The sequence below is a fragment of the Vibrio jasicida CAIM 1864 = LMG 25398 genome (assembly GCF_000400365.1).
GTDB classification, from domain to species: Bacteria; Pseudomonadota; Gammaproteobacteria; order Enterobacterales; family Vibrionaceae; genus Vibrio; species Vibrio jasicida.
In genome coordinates this window covers 14,391-34,152 of sequence record NZ_BAOG01000024.1, presented here as the reverse complement: position 1 = coordinate 34,152, position 19,762 = coordinate 14,391, and the positions used below count along the sequence as shown (strand labels likewise).

Annotated in this window: 26 protein-coding genes and 1 riboswitch; of the genes, 11 read left to right on the top strand and 15 right to left on the bottom strand. The window is 44.6% G+C overall.

From position 1 onward, the window contains the following. Positions 1 to 46: 46 nt before the first annotated feature. From VJL_RS06995 to cspE, 4 genes are all read right to left on the bottom strand, one after another. A complete protein-coding gene (locus tag VJL_RS06995) occupies positions 47 to 1,051 on the bottom strand; it encodes an adenosine deaminase (protein WP_038876775.1) in 1,005 nt (334 codons plus the stop codon). Between the two features lie 100 nt (positions 1,052 to 1,151). Beyond that, positions 1,152 to 1,251: riboswitch (purine riboswitch) on the bottom strand. 319 nt (positions 1,252 to 1,570) lie between these two features. Then, a complete protein-coding gene (locus VJL_RS06990) occupies positions 1,571 to 1,711 on the bottom strand; it encodes a PA3496 family putative envelope integrity protein (protein WP_038865151.1) in 141 nt (46 codons plus the stop codon). Positions 1,712 to 1,762: 51 nt separating this feature from the next. Then, positions 1,763 to 1,972, bottom strand: coding sequence for a hypothetical protein (locus VJL_RS30330; protein ID WP_038876773.1), 210 nt, complete (start codon positions 1,970 to 1,972; stop codon positions 1,763 to 1,765). A gap of 305 nt (positions 1,973 to 2,277) precedes the next feature. After that, entirely contained in the window at positions 2,278 to 2,487 is a 210-nt protein-coding gene (gene cspE, locus VJL_RS06980; protein ID WP_038865154.1) for a transcription antiterminator/RNA stability regulator CspE, read from the bottom strand. A gap of 324 nt (positions 2,488 to 2,811) precedes the next feature. Between cspE and VJL_RS06975 the strand changes: the two genes are divergently transcribed. Next, on the top strand, positions 2,812 to 3,660 hold the full coding sequence (locus VJL_RS06975) for a pirin family protein (protein WP_038876770.1): 849 nt from the start codon (positions 2,812 to 2,814) through the stop codon (positions 3,658 to 3,660). Positions 3,661 to 3,839: 179 nt separating this feature from the next. Here the strand turns inward: VJL_RS06975 and VJL_RS06970 are convergent, their stop codons facing one another. Next, entirely contained in the window at positions 3,840 to 4,694 is an 855-nt protein-coding gene (locus VJL_RS06970) for a patatin-like phospholipase family protein (RefSeq protein ID WP_038876767.1), read from the bottom strand. 224 nt (positions 4,695 to 4,918) lie between these two features. On the opposite strand from VJL_RS06970, the gene VJL_RS06965 reads away from it, so the two are divergent. From VJL_RS06965 to VJL_RS06940, 6 genes are all read left to right on the top strand, one after another. After that, a complete protein-coding gene (locus VJL_RS06965) occupies positions 4,919 to 5,371 on the top strand; it encodes a Fur family transcriptional regulator (protein ID WP_038865157.1) in 453 nt (150 codons plus the stop codon). A gap of 96 nt (positions 5,372 to 5,467) precedes the next feature. Further along, a complete protein-coding gene (locus VJL_RS06960; protein ID WP_038876764.1) occupies positions 5,468 to 6,808 on the top strand; it encodes a dihydroorotase in 1,341 nt (446 codons plus the stop codon). Positions 6,809 to 6,957: 149 nt separating this feature from the next. Beyond that, positions 6,958 to 7,518 carry an LbetaH domain-containing protein gene (locus tag VJL_RS06955; RefSeq protein ID WP_038865159.1) on the top strand — a complete coding sequence of 187 codons (561 nt, stop codon included), beginning with the start codon at positions 6,958 to 6,960 and terminating at the stop codon, positions 7,516 to 7,518. Further along, positions 7,508 to 8,512 (top strand): CobW family GTP-binding protein, encoded by a 1,005-nt coding sequence (locus tag VJL_RS06950; RefSeq protein WP_038876761.1) that lies wholly within the window; start codon positions 7,508 to 7,510, stop codon positions 8,510 to 8,512. Before VJL_RS06955 ends, VJL_RS06950 begins: the two co-directional genes overlap by 11 nt. A gap of 253 nt (positions 8,513 to 8,765) precedes the next feature. After that, complete coding sequence (dmeF, locus tag VJL_RS06945; RefSeq protein ID WP_038876758.1) at positions 8,766 to 9,659, top strand: CDF family Co(II)/Ni(II) efflux transporter DmeF; 894 nt, start codon at positions 8,766 to 8,768, stop codon at positions 9,657 to 9,659. Then, entirely contained in the window at positions 9,659 to 10,075 is a 417-nt protein-coding gene (locus tag VJL_RS06940) for a MarR family winged helix-turn-helix transcriptional regulator (RefSeq protein WP_038876756.1), read from the top strand. Before dmeF ends, VJL_RS06940 begins: the two co-directional genes overlap by 1 nt. Positions 10,076 to 10,150: 75 nt before the next feature. Here VJL_RS06940 and VJL_RS30195 read toward each other — a convergent pair whose 3' ends face one another. From VJL_RS30195 to VJL_RS06930, 3 genes are read right to left on the bottom strand one after another with little or no spacing between them, the layout of a single operon-like run. Then, complete coding sequence (locus VJL_RS30195; RefSeq protein WP_038865164.1) at positions 10,151 to 10,279, bottom strand: hypothetical protein; 129 nt, start codon at positions 10,277 to 10,279, stop codon at positions 10,151 to 10,153. After that, positions 10,279 to 10,455: a hypothetical protein gene (locus tag VJL_RS29505; protein WP_155396650.1), complete on the bottom strand. Its 177-nt coding sequence runs from the start codon at positions 10,453 to 10,455 to the stop codon at positions 10,279 to 10,281. The genes VJL_RS30195 and VJL_RS29505 overlap by 1 nt, the downstream gene beginning before the upstream one ends. A gap of 35 nt (positions 10,456 to 10,490) precedes the next feature. Then, on the bottom strand, positions 10,491 to 10,826 hold the full coding sequence (locus tag VJL_RS06930; RefSeq protein ID WP_038865166.1) for a hypothetical protein: 336 nt from the start codon (positions 10,824 to 10,826) through the stop codon (positions 10,491 to 10,493). A 566-nt stretch (positions 10,827 to 11,392) separates the two neighbouring features. On the opposite strand from VJL_RS06930, the gene VJL_RS06925 reads away from it, so the two are divergent. Further along, complete coding sequence (locus VJL_RS06925) at positions 11,393 to 11,581, top strand: hypothetical protein (protein ID WP_038876753.1); 189 nt, start codon at positions 11,393 to 11,395, stop codon at positions 11,579 to 11,581. A gap of 18 nt (positions 11,582 to 11,599) precedes the next feature. Here VJL_RS06925 and VJL_RS06920 read toward each other — a convergent pair whose 3' ends face one another. The 5 genes from VJL_RS06920 to ugpB form a co-directional block, all read right to left on the bottom strand. Beyond that, positions 11,600 to 12,424 (bottom strand): HAD-IIB family hydrolase, encoded by an 825-nt coding sequence (locus VJL_RS06920; RefSeq protein WP_038876750.1) that lies wholly within the window; start codon positions 12,422 to 12,424, stop codon positions 11,600 to 11,602. Next, the gene (locus tag VJL_RS06915) at positions 12,417 to 13,562 is read right to left on the bottom strand and encodes a sn-glycerol-3-phosphate import ATP-binding protein UgpC (protein ID WP_038876748.1); all 1,146 of its coding nucleotides are present in this window, start codon (positions 13,560 to 13,562) and stop codon (positions 12,417 to 12,419) included. The genes VJL_RS06920 and VJL_RS06915 overlap by 8 nt, the downstream gene beginning before the upstream one ends. Then, positions 13,563 to 14,411, bottom strand: a complete 849-nt coding sequence (ugpE, locus tag VJL_RS06910; RefSeq protein ID WP_005439065.1) for a sn-glycerol-3-phosphate ABC transporter permease UgpE — start codon at positions 14,409 to 14,411, stop codon at positions 13,563 to 13,565. Further along, positions 14,411 to 15,292, bottom strand: coding sequence for a sn-glycerol-3-phosphate ABC transporter permease UgpA (gene ugpA, locus VJL_RS06905; RefSeq protein ID WP_038865173.1), 882 nt, complete (start codon positions 15,290 to 15,292; stop codon positions 14,411 to 14,413). The genes ugpE and ugpA overlap by 1 nt, the downstream gene beginning before the upstream one ends. A gap of 127 nt (positions 15,293 to 15,419) precedes the next feature. After that, positions 15,420 to 16,727 (bottom strand): sn-glycerol-3-phosphate ABC transporter substrate-binding protein UgpB, encoded by a 1,308-nt coding sequence (gene ugpB / locus VJL_RS06900; protein ID WP_038876746.1) that lies wholly within the window; start codon positions 16,725 to 16,727, stop codon positions 15,420 to 15,422. A 230-nt stretch (positions 16,728 to 16,957) separates the two neighbouring features. On the opposite strand from ugpB, the gene VJL_RS06895 reads away from it, so the two are divergent. From VJL_RS06895 to VJL_RS06885, 3 genes are all read left to right on the top strand, one after another. Next, entirely contained in the window at positions 16,958 to 17,710 is a 753-nt protein-coding gene (locus VJL_RS06895) for a glycerophosphoryl diester phosphodiesterase (protein WP_038876743.1), read from the top strand. Then, the gene (locus VJL_RS06890) at positions 17,703 to 18,455 is read left to right on the top strand and encodes a DeoR/GlpR family DNA-binding transcription regulator (protein WP_038865176.1); all 753 of its coding nucleotides are present in this window, start codon (positions 17,703 to 17,705) and stop codon (positions 18,453 to 18,455) included. Before VJL_RS06895 ends, VJL_RS06890 begins: the two co-directional genes overlap by 8 nt. Positions 18,456 to 18,573: 118 nt before the next feature. Beyond that, positions 18,574 to 18,792, top strand: coding sequence for a hypothetical protein (locus tag VJL_RS06885; RefSeq protein ID WP_038876740.1), 219 nt, complete (start codon positions 18,574 to 18,576; stop codon positions 18,790 to 18,792). A 65-nt stretch (positions 18,793 to 18,857) separates the two neighbouring features. On the opposite strand, the gene VJL_RS06880 is transcribed toward VJL_RS06885, so the two are convergent. Both VJL_RS06880 and VJL_RS06875 read right to left on the bottom strand, forming a co-directional pair. Beyond that, positions 18,858 to 19,283 (bottom strand): universal stress protein, encoded by a 426-nt coding sequence (locus VJL_RS06880; protein WP_038876737.1) that lies wholly within the window; start codon positions 19,281 to 19,283, stop codon positions 18,858 to 18,860. A gap of 155 nt (positions 19,284 to 19,438) precedes the next feature. Continuing rightward, positions 19,439 to 19,690, bottom strand: coding sequence for a DUF6482 family protein (locus VJL_RS06875; protein WP_038876735.1), 252 nt, complete (start codon positions 19,688 to 19,690; stop codon positions 19,439 to 19,441). Positions 19,691 to 19,762 lie beyond the last annotated feature (72 nt).

Genomic DNA, 19,762 nt, shown 5'->3' with positions numbered 1-19,762 from the left:
CAAAATAAGGGCTAGATAGCTAGCCCTGATTGGTTTGTATTTATAATCAGTGATTCGCTAAATAATCAGCGACTTGAGCACGGTATTTGGCTTTCAGCGCTTCGCTGATGAAGCTCGCATTAATCGCATTGATGGTGAACTGAGCTAGCTCTGGCTTTGTCATCGGGTGTGCATTGCTGACTGCCAAAAAGTTATCCGTCATGTAACCGCCAAAGTAAGCCGGATCATCCGAGTTAATGGTTACCGCGACACCTTTACGCAACAAGTCGACAATGTTGTGCTGTTCCATTTCATCAAACACGCAGAGCTTGATGTTCGATAGCGGGCATACCGTCAGGGGCATCTTGGTCTCGATTAACGCCTCGACTAAAGCGGCGTCTTCGACACAACGCACGCCATGGTCTACTCGACTAACACTTAGCATCTCTAGTGCGTCAACAATATTCTGCGCTGGACCTTCTTCGCCAGCATGAGCAACCGTCAGCAAGCCCGCTTCTTTTGCCTGTTGAAATGCACGCTTAAACTTCTCTGGCGGATGACCAAGTTCGGAAGAATCCAAGCCAACACCAATGATTTTATCTTTATGTTCTAAGATCGATTGCAGCGTTTCGATCGCGCTTTCTTCAGATAAGTGACGTAAGAAGCAAGCAATGATTTGTGAGGTGATACCGAGCTTTTCTTGTCCGTCTTGCATGGCGTGAGAAATACCATGAATGACAACATCAAATGCAATACCGCGGTCGGTGTGCGTTTGCGGGTCGAAAAAGATCTCAGTATGGATAACGTTGTCGGCTTTGCAGCGTTCTAGATATGCCCAAGTCAAATCGTAAAAGTCTTGCTCTGTACGCAGCGCATTTGCCCCTTGGTAATAGATATCGAGAAAAGATTGTAAATCTTCGAACTCGTAGGCTTTACGCAGTACTTGAGGTGATTCGAATGGGATGTCGATTTGGTTGCGCTTTGCTAGCTCAAACAACAATTCTGGCTCTAGCGAACCTTCTATATGTAAATGTAACTCTACCTTTGGAAGACCTTGAATAAATGCGTTCATAATAAACTCCCACTTTTTCTTATGGTTGTTGTGGATGCAGTTACTCTAAGAATAGGTATAGATTGGAAAAAATCGAACGCTATTACAAAGAGTAAGATCCACAGTGATCTCAACTCTTCGTAATCAGCACTTTAAGGGAGCTGGTAGAGACCCCCAAACCATATCATTGGGGTTATACGAAGCAAACGGTTGCGATTATACGCAAAAAATCGGGGTTGACTAGCGTTGTTAGAAAGCAGATGGGTGATAGTAAAATGGAGAAGAAGGTTAGTTTTTCGGGTGTTGTAGAGGTTATTTCATCGCGGGGTGTTTCGGTTCCAGCACACACCGAGCTGTGAATCGAGTATTCAGAGGCTAATTCTGAATGACACCTTGCGAGAAATTTGGTGTTTAATATCGGGTTTCTGTGCGTTGCTCATTGTGAACTGAGAAGGGGTGGCGATACCTTGCACATCGATATTTTTAATAGGTAAGAGTAATGAAAAGAGTATGGAGGGATTTCATTTATTCGTTTAAACATTAAAGATCAAACAATTTATCAAATTCTCTTTGCTCCATAATGTCCTCAATACGTCGGCGTGTTTGTTGTTTTACTGCAGCGGCGTTTTGTTCAGACTCTTTCTTTTCTTGTTCTATTTGTTTTTTACTTTTTCTGGCCATTTGAATACCTTCCTAGTTATTCGCATTACTAATTAATGCATCAAAATAGACTTATTTGATACTAAAACTTCCTAACTTTGAACCTGAGTCACACAGTATTTCACCTGAGTAGCTCTTCTCACAGTATTTAAAATCAATGAGATAACAAGTTGATTGAAGCTTTGGCAGTATATGGCGCCTTAAAACGTCACCGTTAAGTTGATGTATTTTGGCGTTCCAAGAAATGTCGGGTTGTTTTAAACGGAATTCAATTTCTAACATCTATTCTCCTGTTTCTTTGTGATTTTTTCTTTATTTGATAATTGATACCAGTGTCGTTGACGACCAGTTCTTCTAGACATAATTTTTCCTAATTTTAAGTAAGTGATATACCAACGATTACAATAGTGTTCTAACGATAGATACAGTGTGCTAGTGATGGATATCATGTCCGCAACCCATTTATTTTAGGCAGCAGAAAACCGAGCAAATTTTATTGAATATTGCTGAGTGTTAAGTGTGAGGAATTTTTGAAGGGGGAGGAGAGTTTGGTGCAGCAAGGAGATGCTGCACCAAGAAAAGCTATCTTATAGAGGAGTAACTTCAGTCGCTTGAGGACCTTTTTTACCATCTTCTACATTGAAGCTTACTTTCTGACCTTCAGTCAAAGTTTTGAAACCGTCAGCAACGATAGCGTTGAAGTGTACGAATACATCTTGGCCGCCGTTGTCTTGAGATAGGAAACCAAAACCTTTAGTTTCGTTAAACCATTTTACTGAACCAGTTACTTTAGACATAAAAACCTCTGAATTTAAACAATAATATACGAGTTTTAGTGGATCTTTTTTAAGCTATTGAATGTGCAATCAAGAGGAAGTTTTACGCAGGTGTCTGAATTGAGGGATTCAAGAATTTACTGAGAGGGAACTTAAACTAAATGTAGCATTAACAGCTCTCTTCTAAGAGCCAGCCGTCACTATACAGCGTGTTTGAAAAATAGCTACCATTATTTTGAATTTATTTTTGTTCGAAAAAATCGATGGAGTAGAACAACTTCATCCACTCATGATTTTCTCCCGCCCTTTCTACAATGGAACCATACCAATAAGGGAGGCAAGATTATGAGTACATTGAGAGAGATTCGTCAGGTTATCCGTTCACACGCAACCGCGGATGGTGATGGTGTAAAGATTCGTCGAGTTGCCGGATTCAACAATGCCAGCTTTTCTCCTTTTTTGATGGTGGATGAACTGAAGTCTGATCAGCAAGCGGATTATGTTGGTGGCTTTCCACCACATCCTCACCGCGGCATAGAAACGCTAACGTACATGATGAAGGGCCATTTCCAGCATCGCGACCATATGAACAATGTTGGTGAACTTCGATCCGGTGGAGCCCAATGGATGGCCGCAGGGCGTGGCGTTATTCATAGTGAAATGCCAATCATGCAAGATGGCGCTTTGCATGGATTTCAGATTTGGATTAACCAGCCAGCGCGCAACAAAATGACGCCAGCGCAATACCATGATTTTCAACCTGAAACGATCACTGAGTATCACCAAGAAACACAAGGTTTGGTGAGAGTGTTGTCCGGCGATCTGAATATAAATGGTGAAGTGATTCGAGGTCCACTGGATAAAACCGGTGTGCCCGTTACGGTTGCTGATTGGCGTTCTGCCGCCGGGGACTGTTTAAATCTTATAACGCCCTCGCATCACAACATGATGGTGTATGCCTACAAAGGCAACGTAAGTCTTAGTGACCGTGTTGTTAAGCAGGGGGAAATGGCCTTGTTGTCTCAAGGTGATACGGCTGAGTTAAACGCGAATGAGGCTAGCGGTGCGCTTATCTTCATCGGTGAGCCGATTGATGAACCAGTTGTACACTATGGTCCTTTTGTAATGAACAGCATCGAAGAAATCGAACAAGCGATTCAAGATTACAACGCAGGTTTATTCGAGACTTATTAAACCGTAAGGAAAACATGCTGTTTGGCCGCTCAGCAAGATGGAAAAAGCGCACAATGATTTGGAACTCCCTTATTGAGTTCAACTGCAAGCAAAGACGATATCCACTGCCATCGAATTTGCAACAGCCACGCCTAGTCGGTGTGGCTTTTTTTATCTGTTTAGTTCTTGATTCGTGCTACCTAGTTCCTAATTTTGTTCCAGCGTTCAATGGCGTGTTGACCAAATTCAATGCCAAGCTCATAAGCTTTACGTAGTGGCTCTGGAGAGCGACTTAAGCGCTTAAGTTTAAAACCTTCCGGAGGGCAAATCTGGATGATCTCAACACCTGCTGGTGGATTCTCTATTAATTCCAAAGACTGGTTATAACGAACGTGGCGAGTGAGCATTGGCTCGACCAACGCAGGGTGATCTTTCAATAGACGCGCGGTGAGTTTTTCAAACTTTGGTTTGGATTTTCGATAACTTACAGGTCTGCTCCGTAAGACCATGATTTTGGTCGCCCCGCGCTTGATGGCTTCTGCGACAGGAATAGCGTCGGCGACCCCACCATCGACATATTTTATCCCTTTCAACGCGACACCGTTGCGATACAAAATAGGTAATGCGCTGCTTGCCTTCATTGTTTCCGCGAGCATATCAATTGTTGGGGTTAAGTACTCTGCTTGTCCGTTGTCTTGGCGAGTGACACCTAAAAAGAAAGGGCGAGCATCAGCAGACAGTACCGCTCTATCTATATCGAGTTCTCTGAGCGTGATGTCCCACATCCAATCTAAATCCATCATGTCTCCGCCACGCACAAGCTGCGTTGGAGAGATAAATTCATTACGTAGGCTGTAATCGAGATAAATTTTAAGGTTTCGCCCCGGCATATTTGCAAGGTAAGCCGCTAGATTGCTTGCTCCCGCAGATACCCCCCAAAAGCTATCAAAGGGTGAGAAGTTATTAGCCATGAAGTGATCGAGTATGCCGCAGGAAAATACGCCGCGCATTGCGCCGCCTTCTACGATGAGAGCGCGAGAGCCAACTTGTTCCATCCTTGCCATCCGTTTTGATTGTTATGATTTGGGATATCAGGCTTCTAGAGTAACGGATCTAATTCATATACCCAAATCGCCCTTAGGCCAAGCGTTGTTGGTTCGTGGACCTCTGCCTTATCTTGGATACTTCTGTGTTAGCTTGATGAACTTTTAATTTATGTTATAACATAACAATTATTATAAAATATATTGGGTGGCATAAATGTTTTGTGAGGTGGGTAATGGGCGATATCGACGCGGTTATTAAGCATGTAGAGAAAATCTGTAAAGCTCGAGGCAAGCAACTGACATCAAAAAGGAAGCTCGTCTTAAAAGCACTGGTTCATTCTAACAAAGCGTTGTCAGCGTATGAGTTGATGGACTATTGCAAAACGCATTTTGATCAAAATATTCAGGCCATGTCGGTTTATCGTATTTTGGATTTCCTTGAAAGTGAACATTTGGCGCACAAGCTAAAGGTCTCTAATAAGTACATTGTCTGTTCTCATATCCTGTGCGACCACGAACATGGTATCCCTCAATTTCTGATTTGCTCTAAATGCGACAAAATCAGCGAGCAAACCATCGATCCTGCCATGATTACTGGCCTTCAATCGAATGCGCGACAAGAAGGTTTTACGGTTATCAGCCCTCAATTGGAAATCAGTTGTGTCTGCGACGATTGTGTCAAATAGAGGTGTGAGCTCACTCTACCTACCATGAGCGCACAAAACTCACTTTGTGCGTCATTCATTTTTTCATCCCTAACAAAAAGGAACCGGCGAAACGTCATGCCTGCAACGCTGATTAAGAATGCCCGTGTGGTAAATGAAGGAACGATTACAGAAACAGATTTGCGGATTGTCGATCAGCAAATTGAAACCATAGGAAAGGATATTATGGTTCGTCCAGGTGATGCAGTTATTGATGCGAGAGGCTGTTATTTGATCCCAGGAATGATTGATGACCAAGTGCATTTTCGTGAGCCAGGCTTAACCCATAAAGGCTCGATAGCGACAGAATCTCGTGCAGCGGTCGCGGGTGGTATTACCAGTTACATGGAAATGCCGAACGTAAACCCAGCGACAACCACAATTGATGCATTAGAGCGGAAGTTTGCAATTGCCGAGAACAACTCACTTGCAAATTACTCGTTTTACCTCGGTGCGACAGAAGACAATCTGGACCAAATTAAGTTGCTCGACCCAAGTAAGCATTGTGGTGTAAAAGTCTTTATGGGTGCTTCAACAGGGGATTTATTAGTTGAAGCGCCGCAAGCTTTGGACGCGATTTTCCGTGATTCGCCTGTGTTAATTGTCACCCATTGTGAAAGCGGCCCTAACATTGCTCAAAACAAGCAAAGGTTGCTGCAAAAAAAGTCGGAACTCACAATAGAAGATCACCCAGTGTTACGTGATGACGAAGCTTGCTATGCCTCCTCTTCTTACGCGGTTGAGTTAGCGAGAAAACACCATAGCCAACTGCATGTTTTACACATTACCACCGCAAAAGAACTTGCCTTGTTTGAGGCTGGCTCCATTCAAAATAAGAACATCACAGCAGAAGCTTGTGTTCACCATCTCTGGTTTAGCAATGAGGATTATGCGGAGCGTGGGAACCAAATTAAATGTAACCCAGCAGTGAAATACCCAAGCGATCGTGAAGCGCTTCTAAAGGCATTAAGCACAGGCCAGATTGATATTATCGCGACGGACCATGCACCACACACTTGGGAAGAAAAGCAAGTCCCTTACGACCAAGCACCTGCTGGCTTACCTTTGGTACAGCACGCACTACTGACGCTGTTTGATCAAGTGAGTCGTGGCCACATGACGATGGAGCAAGTCGTAGAGAAAACCGCTCACAACCCTGCGATTCGTTATGGTGTTCAAGAGCGCGGTTTTATTCGCGAAGGCTACTTTGCTGATTTGGTTCTTGTTGATGCAGCAGTACCAACGCCGGTGACGAACGACAACAGCTTGTACCACTGCGGTTGGTCGCCGTTTGCTGGGCATACGTTCTCATCACAAATCAAAACAACGTGGGTAAACGGCGGTGTGGTTTATGCCAACCAACGAGTGATTGAACCAAAGGAATATGGCATGCGACTGTCATTTGAACGTCGGTGCTAGGTTTATCTCTGGGCTGACTTTTGACCTTCATTTTTGAAAGCTTATTTGTACTCCCTGTTTTTTAAACCTGATTTGTAGAAGCTGTAATGCTTGAAGTTAGACGTTGTAGTTTGAGTGTTTAATAAGACGCCGAATAAAGAGAAATCAATATGTTAAGAAGAAATCCAACAGGTCACATGCCGGAAGTGTCGGAAAATGCATTCATCGATCCGACTGCTATTATCTGTGGCAAAGTGATCATTGAAGATAACGTTTTTATTGGTCCTTATGCGGTGATTCGGGCTGATGAAGTCAATGAACAAGGCGGTATGGAAGCCATCGTGATTAAGCGTGATACCAATATTCAAGACGGTGTGGTTATTCACTCGAAAGCGGGCGCTGCCGTGACCATTGGCGAGCGTTCTTCTATTGCGCACCGTTCCATTATTCATGGGCCTTGTGAAGTGAGTGACGATGTTTTTATCGGCTTCAACTCGGTCGTCTTTAACGCCGTGATTGGCGCAGGTTGCGTGATTCGTCATAACTGTGTGGTGGATGGTCTAGACTTGCCAGAGCATTTCCATGTACCACCGATGACCAATATCGGCGCTGATTTTGACTTGAATAGCATCTCGAAAGTGCCACCAGAATATTCGGCGTTTTCGGAGTCTGTTGTATCTGCCAACCATGAGTTGGTTCAAGGTTATAGGAGAATCGCCAATGAGCTCTGATAATCAACCTATTTTAGGGGTACCAACCAACATTATTACTGGTTTTCTCGGAGTGGGAAAAACTTCGGCGATTCTGAATTTAATGGCGAATAAGCCAGCGAATGAACGCTGGGCGGTATTGGTCAATGAGTTTGGTGAAATTGGTGTGGATGGCAGCTTGGTTCAAGGCCAGCACAGTGGGCAGCAACAAGTTTTCATCCGTGAAGTCCCAGGTGGTTGCATGTGCTGCGCTGCCGGTTTGCCAATGCAAATCGCGCTAAACCAACTGCTTAATGAAGCGAAGCCAGACCGCCTGCTGATTGAGCCAACTGGGCTTGGTCATCCAAAAGAAGTATTGCAAGTACTGTCGACGCAGCATTACCGAACCATATTATCATTGCAAAAGAACATTACGTTGGTGGATGCGCGTAAGCTTTCTGATGCTCGTTACACCGACCATGAGACCTTTAACCAACAAATTGCCATTGCCGATACCGTGGTGGGTAACAAACTCGATCTGTATCAAGAGGGCGATTCGGAAAAACTAAAGGCGTATGTTGAAAATGTTAGTCGTCCGAACACGAAGGTGATTTTTGCGCAGCATGGTGTGATTCCATTTGCCGAGTTCGAAGGGAATACCACTATTCATGAGAATCCTCCTCATCATCACCATCATCATGCGAATGAAAAGCCATTGGTTTCTGAGATGCCCATGCCAGAGAGTGGCTTGCTGAAAGCGATGAATGAAGGTGAAGGCTTTCAAAGCGTTGGTTGGCGATTCTCTCCTGAGAAAGTGTTTGATCGCCAGCAGCTCATCGTATTATTGGTTGATCTACAAGTAGAACGTATGAAAGCGGTCTTCATCACCAATAGCGGCATTTTTGGTTACAACCTTACTCCTGATGGTTTAACGGAAGTGGAACTGGATGACTGTGCAGAAAGCCGAATCGAATTGATTGCCGATAGGATTGATGAGCAATTTGAAGACAAGCTTCTCGCCTGCGAAATGCGATAGAATCACATAACTTGGGCGTTAAACCTGATAAGGTTCAACGCTCTTCTTTGTTTTTCCTCTCTTCTTCCTTTTTCTCTTTTTCTGACGATCTATCCTGACTTTTCAAAAATGCCTTTCTCTGCAATTCATGCGGCTCATCGGGCAATGTGCTTTTAACATCATTTATTTTCCGCATTGACATTGTTTGATTGTCAAACTAAATTAAAGTCAAATAATTTGATAATCAAACTAAAATTGGAAGGTAAGTGTCGCAATGGCTGTATCGCAACATTCACATGATTTCGTTTCTCACAACCAAAAGGGTGAAAAACGCACGCTCTACGTATTGATTCTAACCGTGACCACTATGGTGGTGGAGATTGCTGCCGGAACCATGTTTGATTCAATGGCATTGCTGGCAGATGGTTGGCACATGGGCACACACGCAGCGGCATTTTGTATTACTCTCTTTGCTTACCGCTACGCGAAACAAAATGCGCACAATGACCGCTTCTCATTTGGTACGGGTAAAGTCAGTGTACTTGGCGGTTTTACCAGTGCGATTGCGTTGGGGATTGTGGCACTGATGATGATGGTCGAATCGATTCATCGTCTCTTTAATCCAGAGAGTATCCAATTTAACGAGGCGATCATGGTCGCGGTGATTGGTTTAGTGGTGAACCTTGCAAGCATGCTACTTTTGCAAGATCACCATCATCATGGGCATGACCATCACGATCACGAACATCATCACGACCACAACTTAACCGCTGCGTATTTCCACGTGCTAGCGGATACATTGACGTCTTTGTTGGCGATTGTGGCGCTGATTGTCGGTAAGTTTTACGGCTGGGTGTGGTTAGATGCCATGATGGGCATTGTTGGTGCTGTTGTGATTGGTAAATGGACGTTGGGCTTGATGAAGCAAACCGCGCCAGTACTTTTGGATGAGAGTATCGATAAGAACTATCGTAAAGAGATAAGAAAGTCTTTAGATCCGTATGCGGAGGTTGTCGACTTACATATCTGGAAAGTCAGTGGTCATCATTATTCTGCGGCGATTGCATTGAAGAACAAGAGTGATAAAACACTGGATGAATTTAAGCAAATACTGGCTAAGTTTGATAAGATTCATCATCTTACTTTGGAAGTTCAAACGACTGAGTGATGCGCGAATTAGAAAAGCTGAATCAAACGCTTACCGAGTTTTATGACAAAATGTCTTCTTGGGAGCAATCTGTAGTGAAAGGCACTGGTTATTCACTGGCTCAAATCCACACGATTGAAGTGTTGGGTGGGCATGGTGCACTGCGTATGAAAGAACTGGCGGAGAAGCTGGGGATTACGACCGGTACATTGACGGTTCAAATTGAAAAACTAGTGAAGGCGGGGTTGATTGAACGTTGTCCTCATCCAGAAGACCGCCGTGCTATTGTCGTGAAGTTAACACCGAGTGGCGAAGAAATTCACCACCACCACAATCAGCTGCATCTAGATTTGGTTCAGGACTTAACGCGTAATATCGACCCCGAGCATCAAGCCATTCTGTTTGCGTGCTTGCAGAAAATGAACAGAGAGTTTTGATTAGGCTTTTCGTTTCCTAACACAAACCCTGAACACCAAATTACAAAAAGTAGAGCACCGAAGTGCTCTACTTTTTTATAAGCTCGATAGAATTTGTTCGATTGGCAGTTGTGTAAATGCGTACGTCACGCCAACACAGAATGCAGAACCGGTAATACCGATTCCAACAGTTGTTGCGAGTAAGAGAAGCGTAATTTTAGGCATTAGAGGCTAAACTCCTTTTTGAAGGTAGGGTACATCACCCCATTTGCTTCTTGATAAGTTTTAAAACCATAACCGAATGCTAGTGCTGCCATAACAATGGCAAATGCTGCAATATTTCTTCCTTTCATCCCTAAACTCTCAACTGTTGGAGGCAAAGTGACAACCACTCTGCCCATTGCGTTTCTATCGTTTATTGATCTTGGACGCTCAATTATTGGTTAAAGCACACGAACAGAACCCACGCTGTTGCCAGCACAAGTAGTGGTGTGAATACTTTTTGAATTGATGCACCATCGGTCAAATCGTAAATCACGATCGACTCTTTATAGAATGCGCGTTTGAATGAACTAAAGCTGATTTCATTTTTTACATCAGATTGCTCGTAACGTTGACGCGCAGAGTCTGCCATTTGAGATTCAAGATCTTGCATCTCATATTCTTTGTTAAAAAATGCATCCCACGCCGAAATGCGAGCAATAGCTTTTGGTGAGCGATTGCCCTTTAGTTTTTCTAGACGCTTAGCGTATGCAGCTTGATATTTATCCACGATAAATTCCTACATGAATAGACTGTTATGCAGAACACAGCTTGAGATGTTCTGCTCAGTGGTTGTAAAAGCAAAAAATGGGAAATTAAAGGTGTACTTTCACATATAAAGATTGGGATTAATCGGTATGCAGCATCTGATTGTTAAAGAGCGAAAGGAATGTCATCCCTTGTGTTGCGGATAATATGGGCTGCTCTTGGATGCGACAAACAAAAATAATTAGTGAGAACCACAAGCAATTTTTGTTGCGGACTTTTCCATTCTGAGCATCGCGGAGTATTTAATATGGATAAATGCTAAGTCTACCAAGGGCTTGAGATGCGTTTATTCGTGGGAGTTTTTTAAGCACTTGTGGTGAAGAAAGTTCGTAACTGCTAATTATAAATACATCAAAAAGCGATATTATTTTTCTCGTTGGAGTAGTTATATAAGATTGGGAATTTTGATTTTCTCATGCAATCCGCCGCAGTCTTTACTCCTTCTTTCACTCAATCCGTGGTATTTCCCCCCTCCATGGATGATATCCGGATTGAGTGTCTTTTTTGGAAAACGATAAGAAAAGAGTTATGGAACAACAGCAGTTTAGAACCTTGAAGCGCCACCTAAATAACTTAACGTTATCGCAATTAAATGAAATTGATAGGCTGATTAAAAATGCAAATAGACAGGAAGGAGCGGTAGAACTTAGCGAAGAAGAGCGCCAATTTATCCATGGTTTGTTTACCAAAGAGACATCAACGCCTTCTTATTCATAGTACGACACCACAAGCGGTTTATTCGTTAGTGTTGCTGCCATTTTTTGCTTGTACAATCAGGCTCGCGAGTTGTGCAAAACCAAACCCACCGTATTCAGAAGTAAGATATTTCGGCTGATGCGTTAAGCTATCTAATAACGGGCGAATATTCTTTACGCCGAAAGTCACGGGTAACCATTCAAACATCCCTTCATCATTTAATGAATCTCCTACGTACGTCACTCGATTCAAATTGGGTAACGTCCCCTGATTAAATTGCTTAATGTAGGCTTCGCTGCTGCTTCGTTTGCTGTGGCTTCCTATCCAAGCATTGATATGAATGGAGCTTAGGGTCGCGTTGACTGGGTTAGATTCTACGTTAAGATGCAAAATACGGTTGAGGATCTCCATCGTAATTGAAGCTGCGACAGGGGAACGATCTTGGGCAATGTTGACCGCTACATCGCAGAACCGAAAGCTCTGATCTTGGCTTAACTCAACTTCAGAATACTCCGTCAAAATGCCCTTTATAGTTTCTTGCAATGTGCGTTGTTCTTTTCGCATCACTTCCGCTGGGCGCGCAAAGGTAGTTCTGAATCCTGCGGCGTCTTTTCTCATCCAAAAAGCGCCGTTTTCACCTATGATCCCATGCAGCGGCCACATCTTTGCCATTTGGTCACACCAACCAGCACATGCGCCTGTTACAGCGACCACTTTTACACCCACGCGCTCTAGCTCTGCGAGCGCAATTAAAGTGTCTGGCGGCAGCTTTCCTTGCCAAGTTAATGTGTCGTCTACGTCGGTCAACAACCATTCAATGTTTCTCAGATACTCTGTATTGAGCTCTGATAGTGGACTAGGCATTCACCACTCCTCGTTGTGTCTGTTTGTCATCTATCGTACTTTTAGCTGGCGTTGATAATGCCGCTTTGAGTGAGCAATCAATGCGCTTTTCGGTATTGGCATTAAATAAGTGAAGGTGCTTGGGTTTGATATCTAAACCGAGTTTGTCCCCGATTTGAATCGGCGTATGTCCCTCAACTCGAACAACCAGCTTTTGTGAATCACCGCCTTCTGTGCGGCAGTAAAGCAACAAATCAGCACCGAGCGATTCAATCAATTCCACTTCTACTTGCAACCATGGTTTATCTTGGTTGATTTGTAAATGCTCCGGACGAAGACCTAGTTTTACTACCCCCAAATCCAAGTTTGTTGTGGATGTAGGAAGCAGTGCGTCACCAATAGTAATGCCGTCGACGGTAACATTGGCATCCAAGATGTTCATGGATGGTGAACCAATAAAGGTCGCGACAAACAGAGAAGCAGGGTTGTCGTATATCTCTAGCGGTGTACCCACTTGTTCTACATTGCCTTTGTTGAGCACCACGAGTTTGTCCGCCAGTGTCATGGCTTCTACTTGGTCGTGGGTAACGTAGACCGATGTAGTTCCGAGGCGACGTTGCAGCTTCTTAATTTCCAAACGCATTTGAACACGCAATTTGGCGTCTAAGTTAGACAGAGGCTCATCAAACAAGAACACCTTTGGTTCACGTACAATTGCACGCCCCATCGCGACACGCTGACGTTGCCCGCCAGATAATTGCCCCGGTTTTCGGTCGAGTAGATGATCCAACTCCAGCATCTTTGCTGCTTCGTGAACCAATCGCTCGATTTCCGCTTTTGGTGTTTTGCGGTTGCGCAGACCATAAGCCATGTTGTTGTACACCGTCATGTGTGGGTACAAGGCGTAGTTCTGGAATACCATAGCAATGTCGCGTTCACCCGGTTCGAGATCGTTGACGACTGTGGTGTCGATCTTGAGCTCACCAGAGCTGATTTCTTCTAGACCCGCAATCATGCGAAGTAAGGTGGATTTACCGCAGCCACTTGGGCCAACCAGCACGACCATTTCGCCGTCGCAGATATCAAGATTGAGTTTTTGGATCGCCTGATAGCCGTTCGGATAACATTTAGCGATATTAGAAAGAGTTAACGTGGACATTTATTTCTCCGAATCTACCAGACCTTTAACAAAGGCTTTTTGCATTGCAATTACCACAATCACGGGTGGCAACATGGCGATAATGGTGGTGGCCATAATTTTGTTCCATTCCACAACACCATCAACTACTCCAAGCATCTGTTTAATGCCCATCACGATGGTGTAGTACTGCACGTCAGTGGTGATCAGCAGTGGCCATAGATATTGGTTCCAGCCGTAAATGAAAGTGATGACGAACAGTGCGGCGATGTTGGTACGCGACAGAGGCAACAAGATATCGAAGAAGAACTTGATTGGTCCTGCGCCATCAATGCGTGCTGCTTCCACTAACTCATTCGGTACCGTTAAAAAGAACTGACGGAACAAGAAAGTAGCGGTCGCACTGGCAATCAGCGGAATGGTTAAGCCGTAAAATGAGTTGAGCATGTTGAGGTTCGTAATCACCTCAAACGTCGGCATGATGCGAACTTCAACGGGTAACATCAGCGTGAAGAAAATCATCCAGAACGCCAGCATTCGCCCCGGAAAACGGAAGAACACCACTGCATACGCTGACATGATGGAAATGCTCAACTTACCGATGGTAATGCACATCGCCATAATGAAAGAGTTCAGCAGCATGCTGCCAATCGGCAAAGTATTGTTGTTGTACTGAGTGTCGTTACTCAACAAGTCAGTAAATACACTAAAACCCAAATCTCCAAACCAAAGTGGAGTGCCAGTCGCGAATGCGCTGTTTTCATGGGTAGTGGCTACGATTGCAATCCAAACCGGAAGCGCAATCGAAATGATGCCAAGAATCAAAATGACATGGCAAAACAGATTGAAAAACGGTCTTCTTTCTACCATCAGTACGCCACCTTCTTCTCAACATACTTAAATTGAATCACAGTCAGGGAAGCGACCAAGATCATCAGGATTACGGACTGCGCGGCCGATGAACCTAAATCCAACCCGATAAAGCCATCGTTGTAGACTTTGTAAACCAAGGTCGAGGTGCTGTTACTCGGACCGCCTTGTGTCATCGCGTGGATGATGGCGAACGTATCAAAGAACGCATAAACAAAGTTCACGACCAACAAGAAAAAGCTGGTTGGTGAAATCAGTGGGAAGCTAATGGTGATAAAGCGTTTGATCGGACCGCTACCATCAATGGCTGCGGCTTCGTGCAAAGACTTCGGCACGGATTGCAGCGCTGCTAAGAAGAACAGGAAGTTGTAGCTGATTTGCTTCCACGTCGAGGTGATGATCACCATCCACATCGCATGGGTGCCATTGAGCGTTGGATTCCAGTCTACGCCAAACAGGTTCAACAGTTCGGTCATCACACCGATGGTTGGATCGAATAAAAATAGCCATAACGAACCTGCGACAACCGGAGCGACCGCATAAGGCCAAATCAAGAAGGTGCGATACATGGTCGCGCCACGGATGATTTGTTCGGCGAAAGCGGAAAGAACAAGTGCGCTGACCAACGCGAGCACCGCAACGCTGATGCTAAATTGCAGCGTGGTCATTAAAGAATCTAAGTAAAGGGGATCATGGATGAGCTTTTCAAAGTTCTCCAAACCCACAAACTCACGGCTCATGCCGAAAGCATCTTCAAGTTGAGAAGATTGGAAAATGGCTTGTCCTGCCGGCCAGATGAAGAACACCAAGGTGATCACCAACTGAGGTGCGATCAGCGCAACCGGAAGCCATTTGTGTTTAAAAACAACAGGTGAGGACATACAAATACCAAAGTAAAACAGGCAAGGTGTGTGAACGAATTCCCCACCCAAGATGGGCGGGGAGAGTGCGTATCTGAGCGGTTATTTGAATAAGACTCAGCGCACCATTGTTCGTTATTAATGTTCGTTACTTCTGTGTGCGCTCAAAGCGACGTAGCTGCTCGTCACCGCGACGGACTGCATTGTTTAGCGCAGCTTGTGCCGTTGCTTTGCCTGCCCACACTGCTTCTAGCTCTTCATTGATGATGTCGCGAGTTTGCAGGAAGTTACCGAAGCGAATGCCTTTCGAGTTTTCTGTAGGCTCGGTTGACGTCATTTGTAGAACCGCTGTATCTGTGCCAGGGTTCTTAGCGTAGAAGCCTTGCTCTTTCGTTAGCTCATAAGCCGCTTTTGTGATTGGTAGGTAACCAGTGAACTGGTGCCAATCTGCTTGGACTTCTGCACTAGAAAGGTAAGAGAAGAACTTCGCCACGCCTTTGTATTCCTCGCTTGAATGACCACGAAGTACCCAAAGTGATGCACCACCGATGATGGTGTTTTGTGGCTTAGCGACGATCTCTGAATCGTAAGGCAGTTGCGCTACGCCGATATCAACGTCTTTCATGTTCTCTTTAATGCCAGCCAGACCTGCCGAGGAGCCCATAGTCATTGCACACTCTTGGGTGTAGAACAGTGGCATACCATCAGATTGGCGACCGCCGTACTTAAATATGCCTTCTTTCGACCATTTGCCCATTTGATCAATGTGACGAACAAATGCTGAATCATTGAACTTAAACTCAGTGTCTAAGCCAGCAAAGCCGTTGTTGTTATTGGCAACAGGAACGTTGTTACGCGCACCGAAGTTTTCGATTTGCGTCCATGATTGCCACGTTGTGCTGAAACCACACTTCGCACCAGATGCCAGCAGCTTACGGGAAACTTCTTCCATCTCTTTCCATGTCTTTGGTGGGTTGGCTACGCCAGCTTTTGCGAACATGTTTTTGTTGTAGTAAAGCACAGGCGTTGAGCTGTTAAATGGCAGGGAAAGCATGTTGCCTTCATTGGTGGTGTAGTACCCCGTTACGGCGGCAAGGTAATCATCAGAGTTGAACGACTCTTTGGTGTCTTCCATCAATTGATAAACAGGATAAATCGCTTTGTCTGCGCCCATCATGGTCGCCGTACCCACTTCGAATACTTGTACAATCGCTGGCTGCTCTTTTGCTCGGAACGCCGCGATAGCACTGGTCATGGTTTCTGCATAGCTGCCTTTGTAAACCGGTTTGATCTCGTATTCTGATTGGCTTGCGTTAAAGTCTGCTGCAATTTCATTAACCTTGTTACCTAGCGCGCCGCCCATCGCGTGCCACCACTCAACCTCTGTTTTTGCTTGTGCTTGCGTGCTGATGAATACCGCTGCAACTGCAAGTCCGGCGAGGTGTTTAATAGCCATAATGATTCCTTTTCATTGGATGATTTGAACAGGTGTTTCCTTGCGAATGTTCATTTTGATTATGAATTCGCTCCAAAAAATTCAAATGAACATTAAATGAGCCAAATGACGTTCTAGTTACAAAAAAATGAACTTATTTGAACATTGTTTTCGTCACCATTTTGTAATCAAAGCGTCATTGAGGGTTGAGATAGTTCATTTGAAAACAAATGAAAAAGACGGAATAAAAAATGAAAATAACAGCACACCGCGGCTTATCCAGTTTGGCTCCAGAAAACACGTTATCGGCAATACAACGCGCCATTGAGTTTGGTTGCGAATGGATTGAAATCGACGTACAGCTTAGTGCGGACAACATTCCTGTTGTCATCCATGACAAAACGGTCAACCGCTGCACGAATGGTCGAGGCAAAGTCAAAGATCTGACTTGGCACGAGCTGAGATCGCTCGACGCAGGCTTGTGGTTCGGTGATGACTTCGCAGGCGAACCTATCCCTAGTTTAGAAGAGACGCTTGAGCTGACTTCAAGAGCGGGTGTGAAGCTCAATATTGAATTGAAGGTTTACTCCGGTGACGAAATCGACCTGTTGTGCGAAAAGGTTGCGCAGGTGATTGAGCATTTAGGTGTAGAAGCGGACGCGATTCTGTTTTCTAGCTTTAACACAGAAGCCTTAATGATGATGAAAAACTACCTGCCGGAAGTGAGAAGAGGGCAGCTATGGCAAGAGATTCCAGATGATTCCGCTGTCGTGCTACAACACATCGATGCATACAGTATGCATTGTGATTACCGCTTCCTGACCGAATTGCAAGCTCATAAGATCAAGCAGTATGGTTATCAACTCTTCTGTTATACACCAAACTTTCCTCAATTAGTTGAAGCACATTGGCATTGGGGCGTGGATATGATGATTACAGATACGCCTCAACGTTATAAAGTAAAAGTGCCTTCAGCCATACGAGAACTCGCACTGAATGAATAATTTAAACGTCCGTCAACAAAGCATCATTGAACTGGTTCATCAGCAAGAATATTGCTCGATAGAAGAACTTGCCCAACGTTTCGAAGTCACAACACAAACCATTCGTCGCGACATCAATGAACTTTGTCGACTCGGACTCACCCGACGCCATCATGGTGGTGTCGGATTGCCCGCCACTTTGAGCAATCGCAGTTATGCCTCCCGCCAAGTCACCAATCAACAGGAAAAGCAGATAATCGCCGATGAAGTAGTCAAAGCTATCCCAAACGGAACGACACTGTTTCTAGGTATTGGTACTACGATTACTTTGGTTGCCGAACGTCTAGCTAATCACAGTGAGTTACGTGTGGTGACCAATAACTTCGAAGCGGCGCATATTCTTTCTCACTTTGAGAACATCGAAACTTGGATTCCGGGTGGTCGTATTCGTACTAACGATCGCGACGTGGTGGATGGTTCGGCAGAGCAGTTTTACGGCCAGTTTTCCGCAGACATCGGAATTATTGGCTGTGCAGGTATCACCGAAATCGCGCAGCCTCATTCAGAGATGGTCAATTTTGGTCGCACAGAAGTTGATACTCAGTTGTTTGCGATGGAACATGAATTGAGAGAAGCCAAGGTTAGCCAAGCAATTTTAGCCAACTCCGAACAAAAGTGGCTAGTGGCGAACAAGAGTAAATGGCAGCGAAGAGCCAATACTAAGGTGGCGCCACTCAATTATTTCGACCGCGTTTTCAGTAACTAAGCTTTTACTTACCATCCTTGTCTAACTCGTAGGAAAATCCGTTATTGATTCGACCAGCGTGATGCTTTTTCATCGCGATTCGCTATGCTTAGATGATTGAAAATAAAGAGGTCCTGTCATGTTTGAATCGGATAAAACCAAAGTAAGAAACTTGCTTGTTGCGACACGTTTTGGCGTCTCTGCCTCTGAAATGCCAACCATTATTGGGGTGAAGCAAGAGAAAGCGCTCAAGCTGATTAATGAGCTGAAGCAAGAAGGGGAAGACATTCACTCGTTAGGGGAAGGGAACAACCCAGAAGAGTTGGTGCTGTATTCGATTGGTGAAATAGAGCCTTAATTGAGCTAACAAGAACAACAAAAAAGCCGCCCATCGTTGGCGGCTTTTTCGATCGTTCAGTCAAACTAGTCGTGAATCGGCACAACCAGAATATCTACCGGAGACTTGTTGACCAGATGTCTTGAGTAAGAAATGATCTTACTCCAGAAGTCTTGATGGTGGCCACAAATAAGCAGATCAACTTCTTGCTCTTTGATGGTCACTTCCAGTTTGTCCGCCAAGTCACCCGTGCCAACGAAGAAGTGCTTCAATGGCTGCTCCATGTAATCGCTAAAGGACTTCAAGCACTCCATTGAATGTTCATTCAACGGTCTTTGGTCTGGGTTTGCTTTGATATCGACAAGCTCACGATAAATTTCGCCATGAGTACCATCGATATGAATAAAAGAAATCTCGGCACCGAGATAACTCGCCATAGATACCGCTCGGTCAATCAACACAGTACTCTCATCAGACAGTTCCAGTGCGACTAGGATATGTTTGTATTTCATAACCACGCCCTCTTGTGGAATACACTACCAATAGCATAGTACGCCTTTAACAAAAAATGTGTTGATAAGATCCCGAAATCGCTCAAAGTTTTGGCAAATTATCACCAGCCTAAGAGCGAGAGGATATTGAGGGGAGGGCGAAAAAAGAGCCGATACTAATACCAGCTCAATTCAATCTCTAGTGGCATGTCACAGCGTATTGTTTCTCCACACATTTCATCGGATGCGTTGAGGTGAACCAGTTTTGCAGAGGAGTATCCTTCTCCTCGAAAGTGATCTCTTGCCTCGCAGAGGCTGGCAAATTTGAGCGGGCTTTTGTGCTCGTTCAAGATCAATGATCTTGTTTGGTTTTCTACGTTGTAAGCGAGGTAGATACCACCCTCGACCGATTCAATCAAAAGATTCATAGCCGTTTCCCATTGGTGTTTTCACTCTTTGGCTATTACGGCGAGCGATGGATTTTAGTTCACTTCTGGATC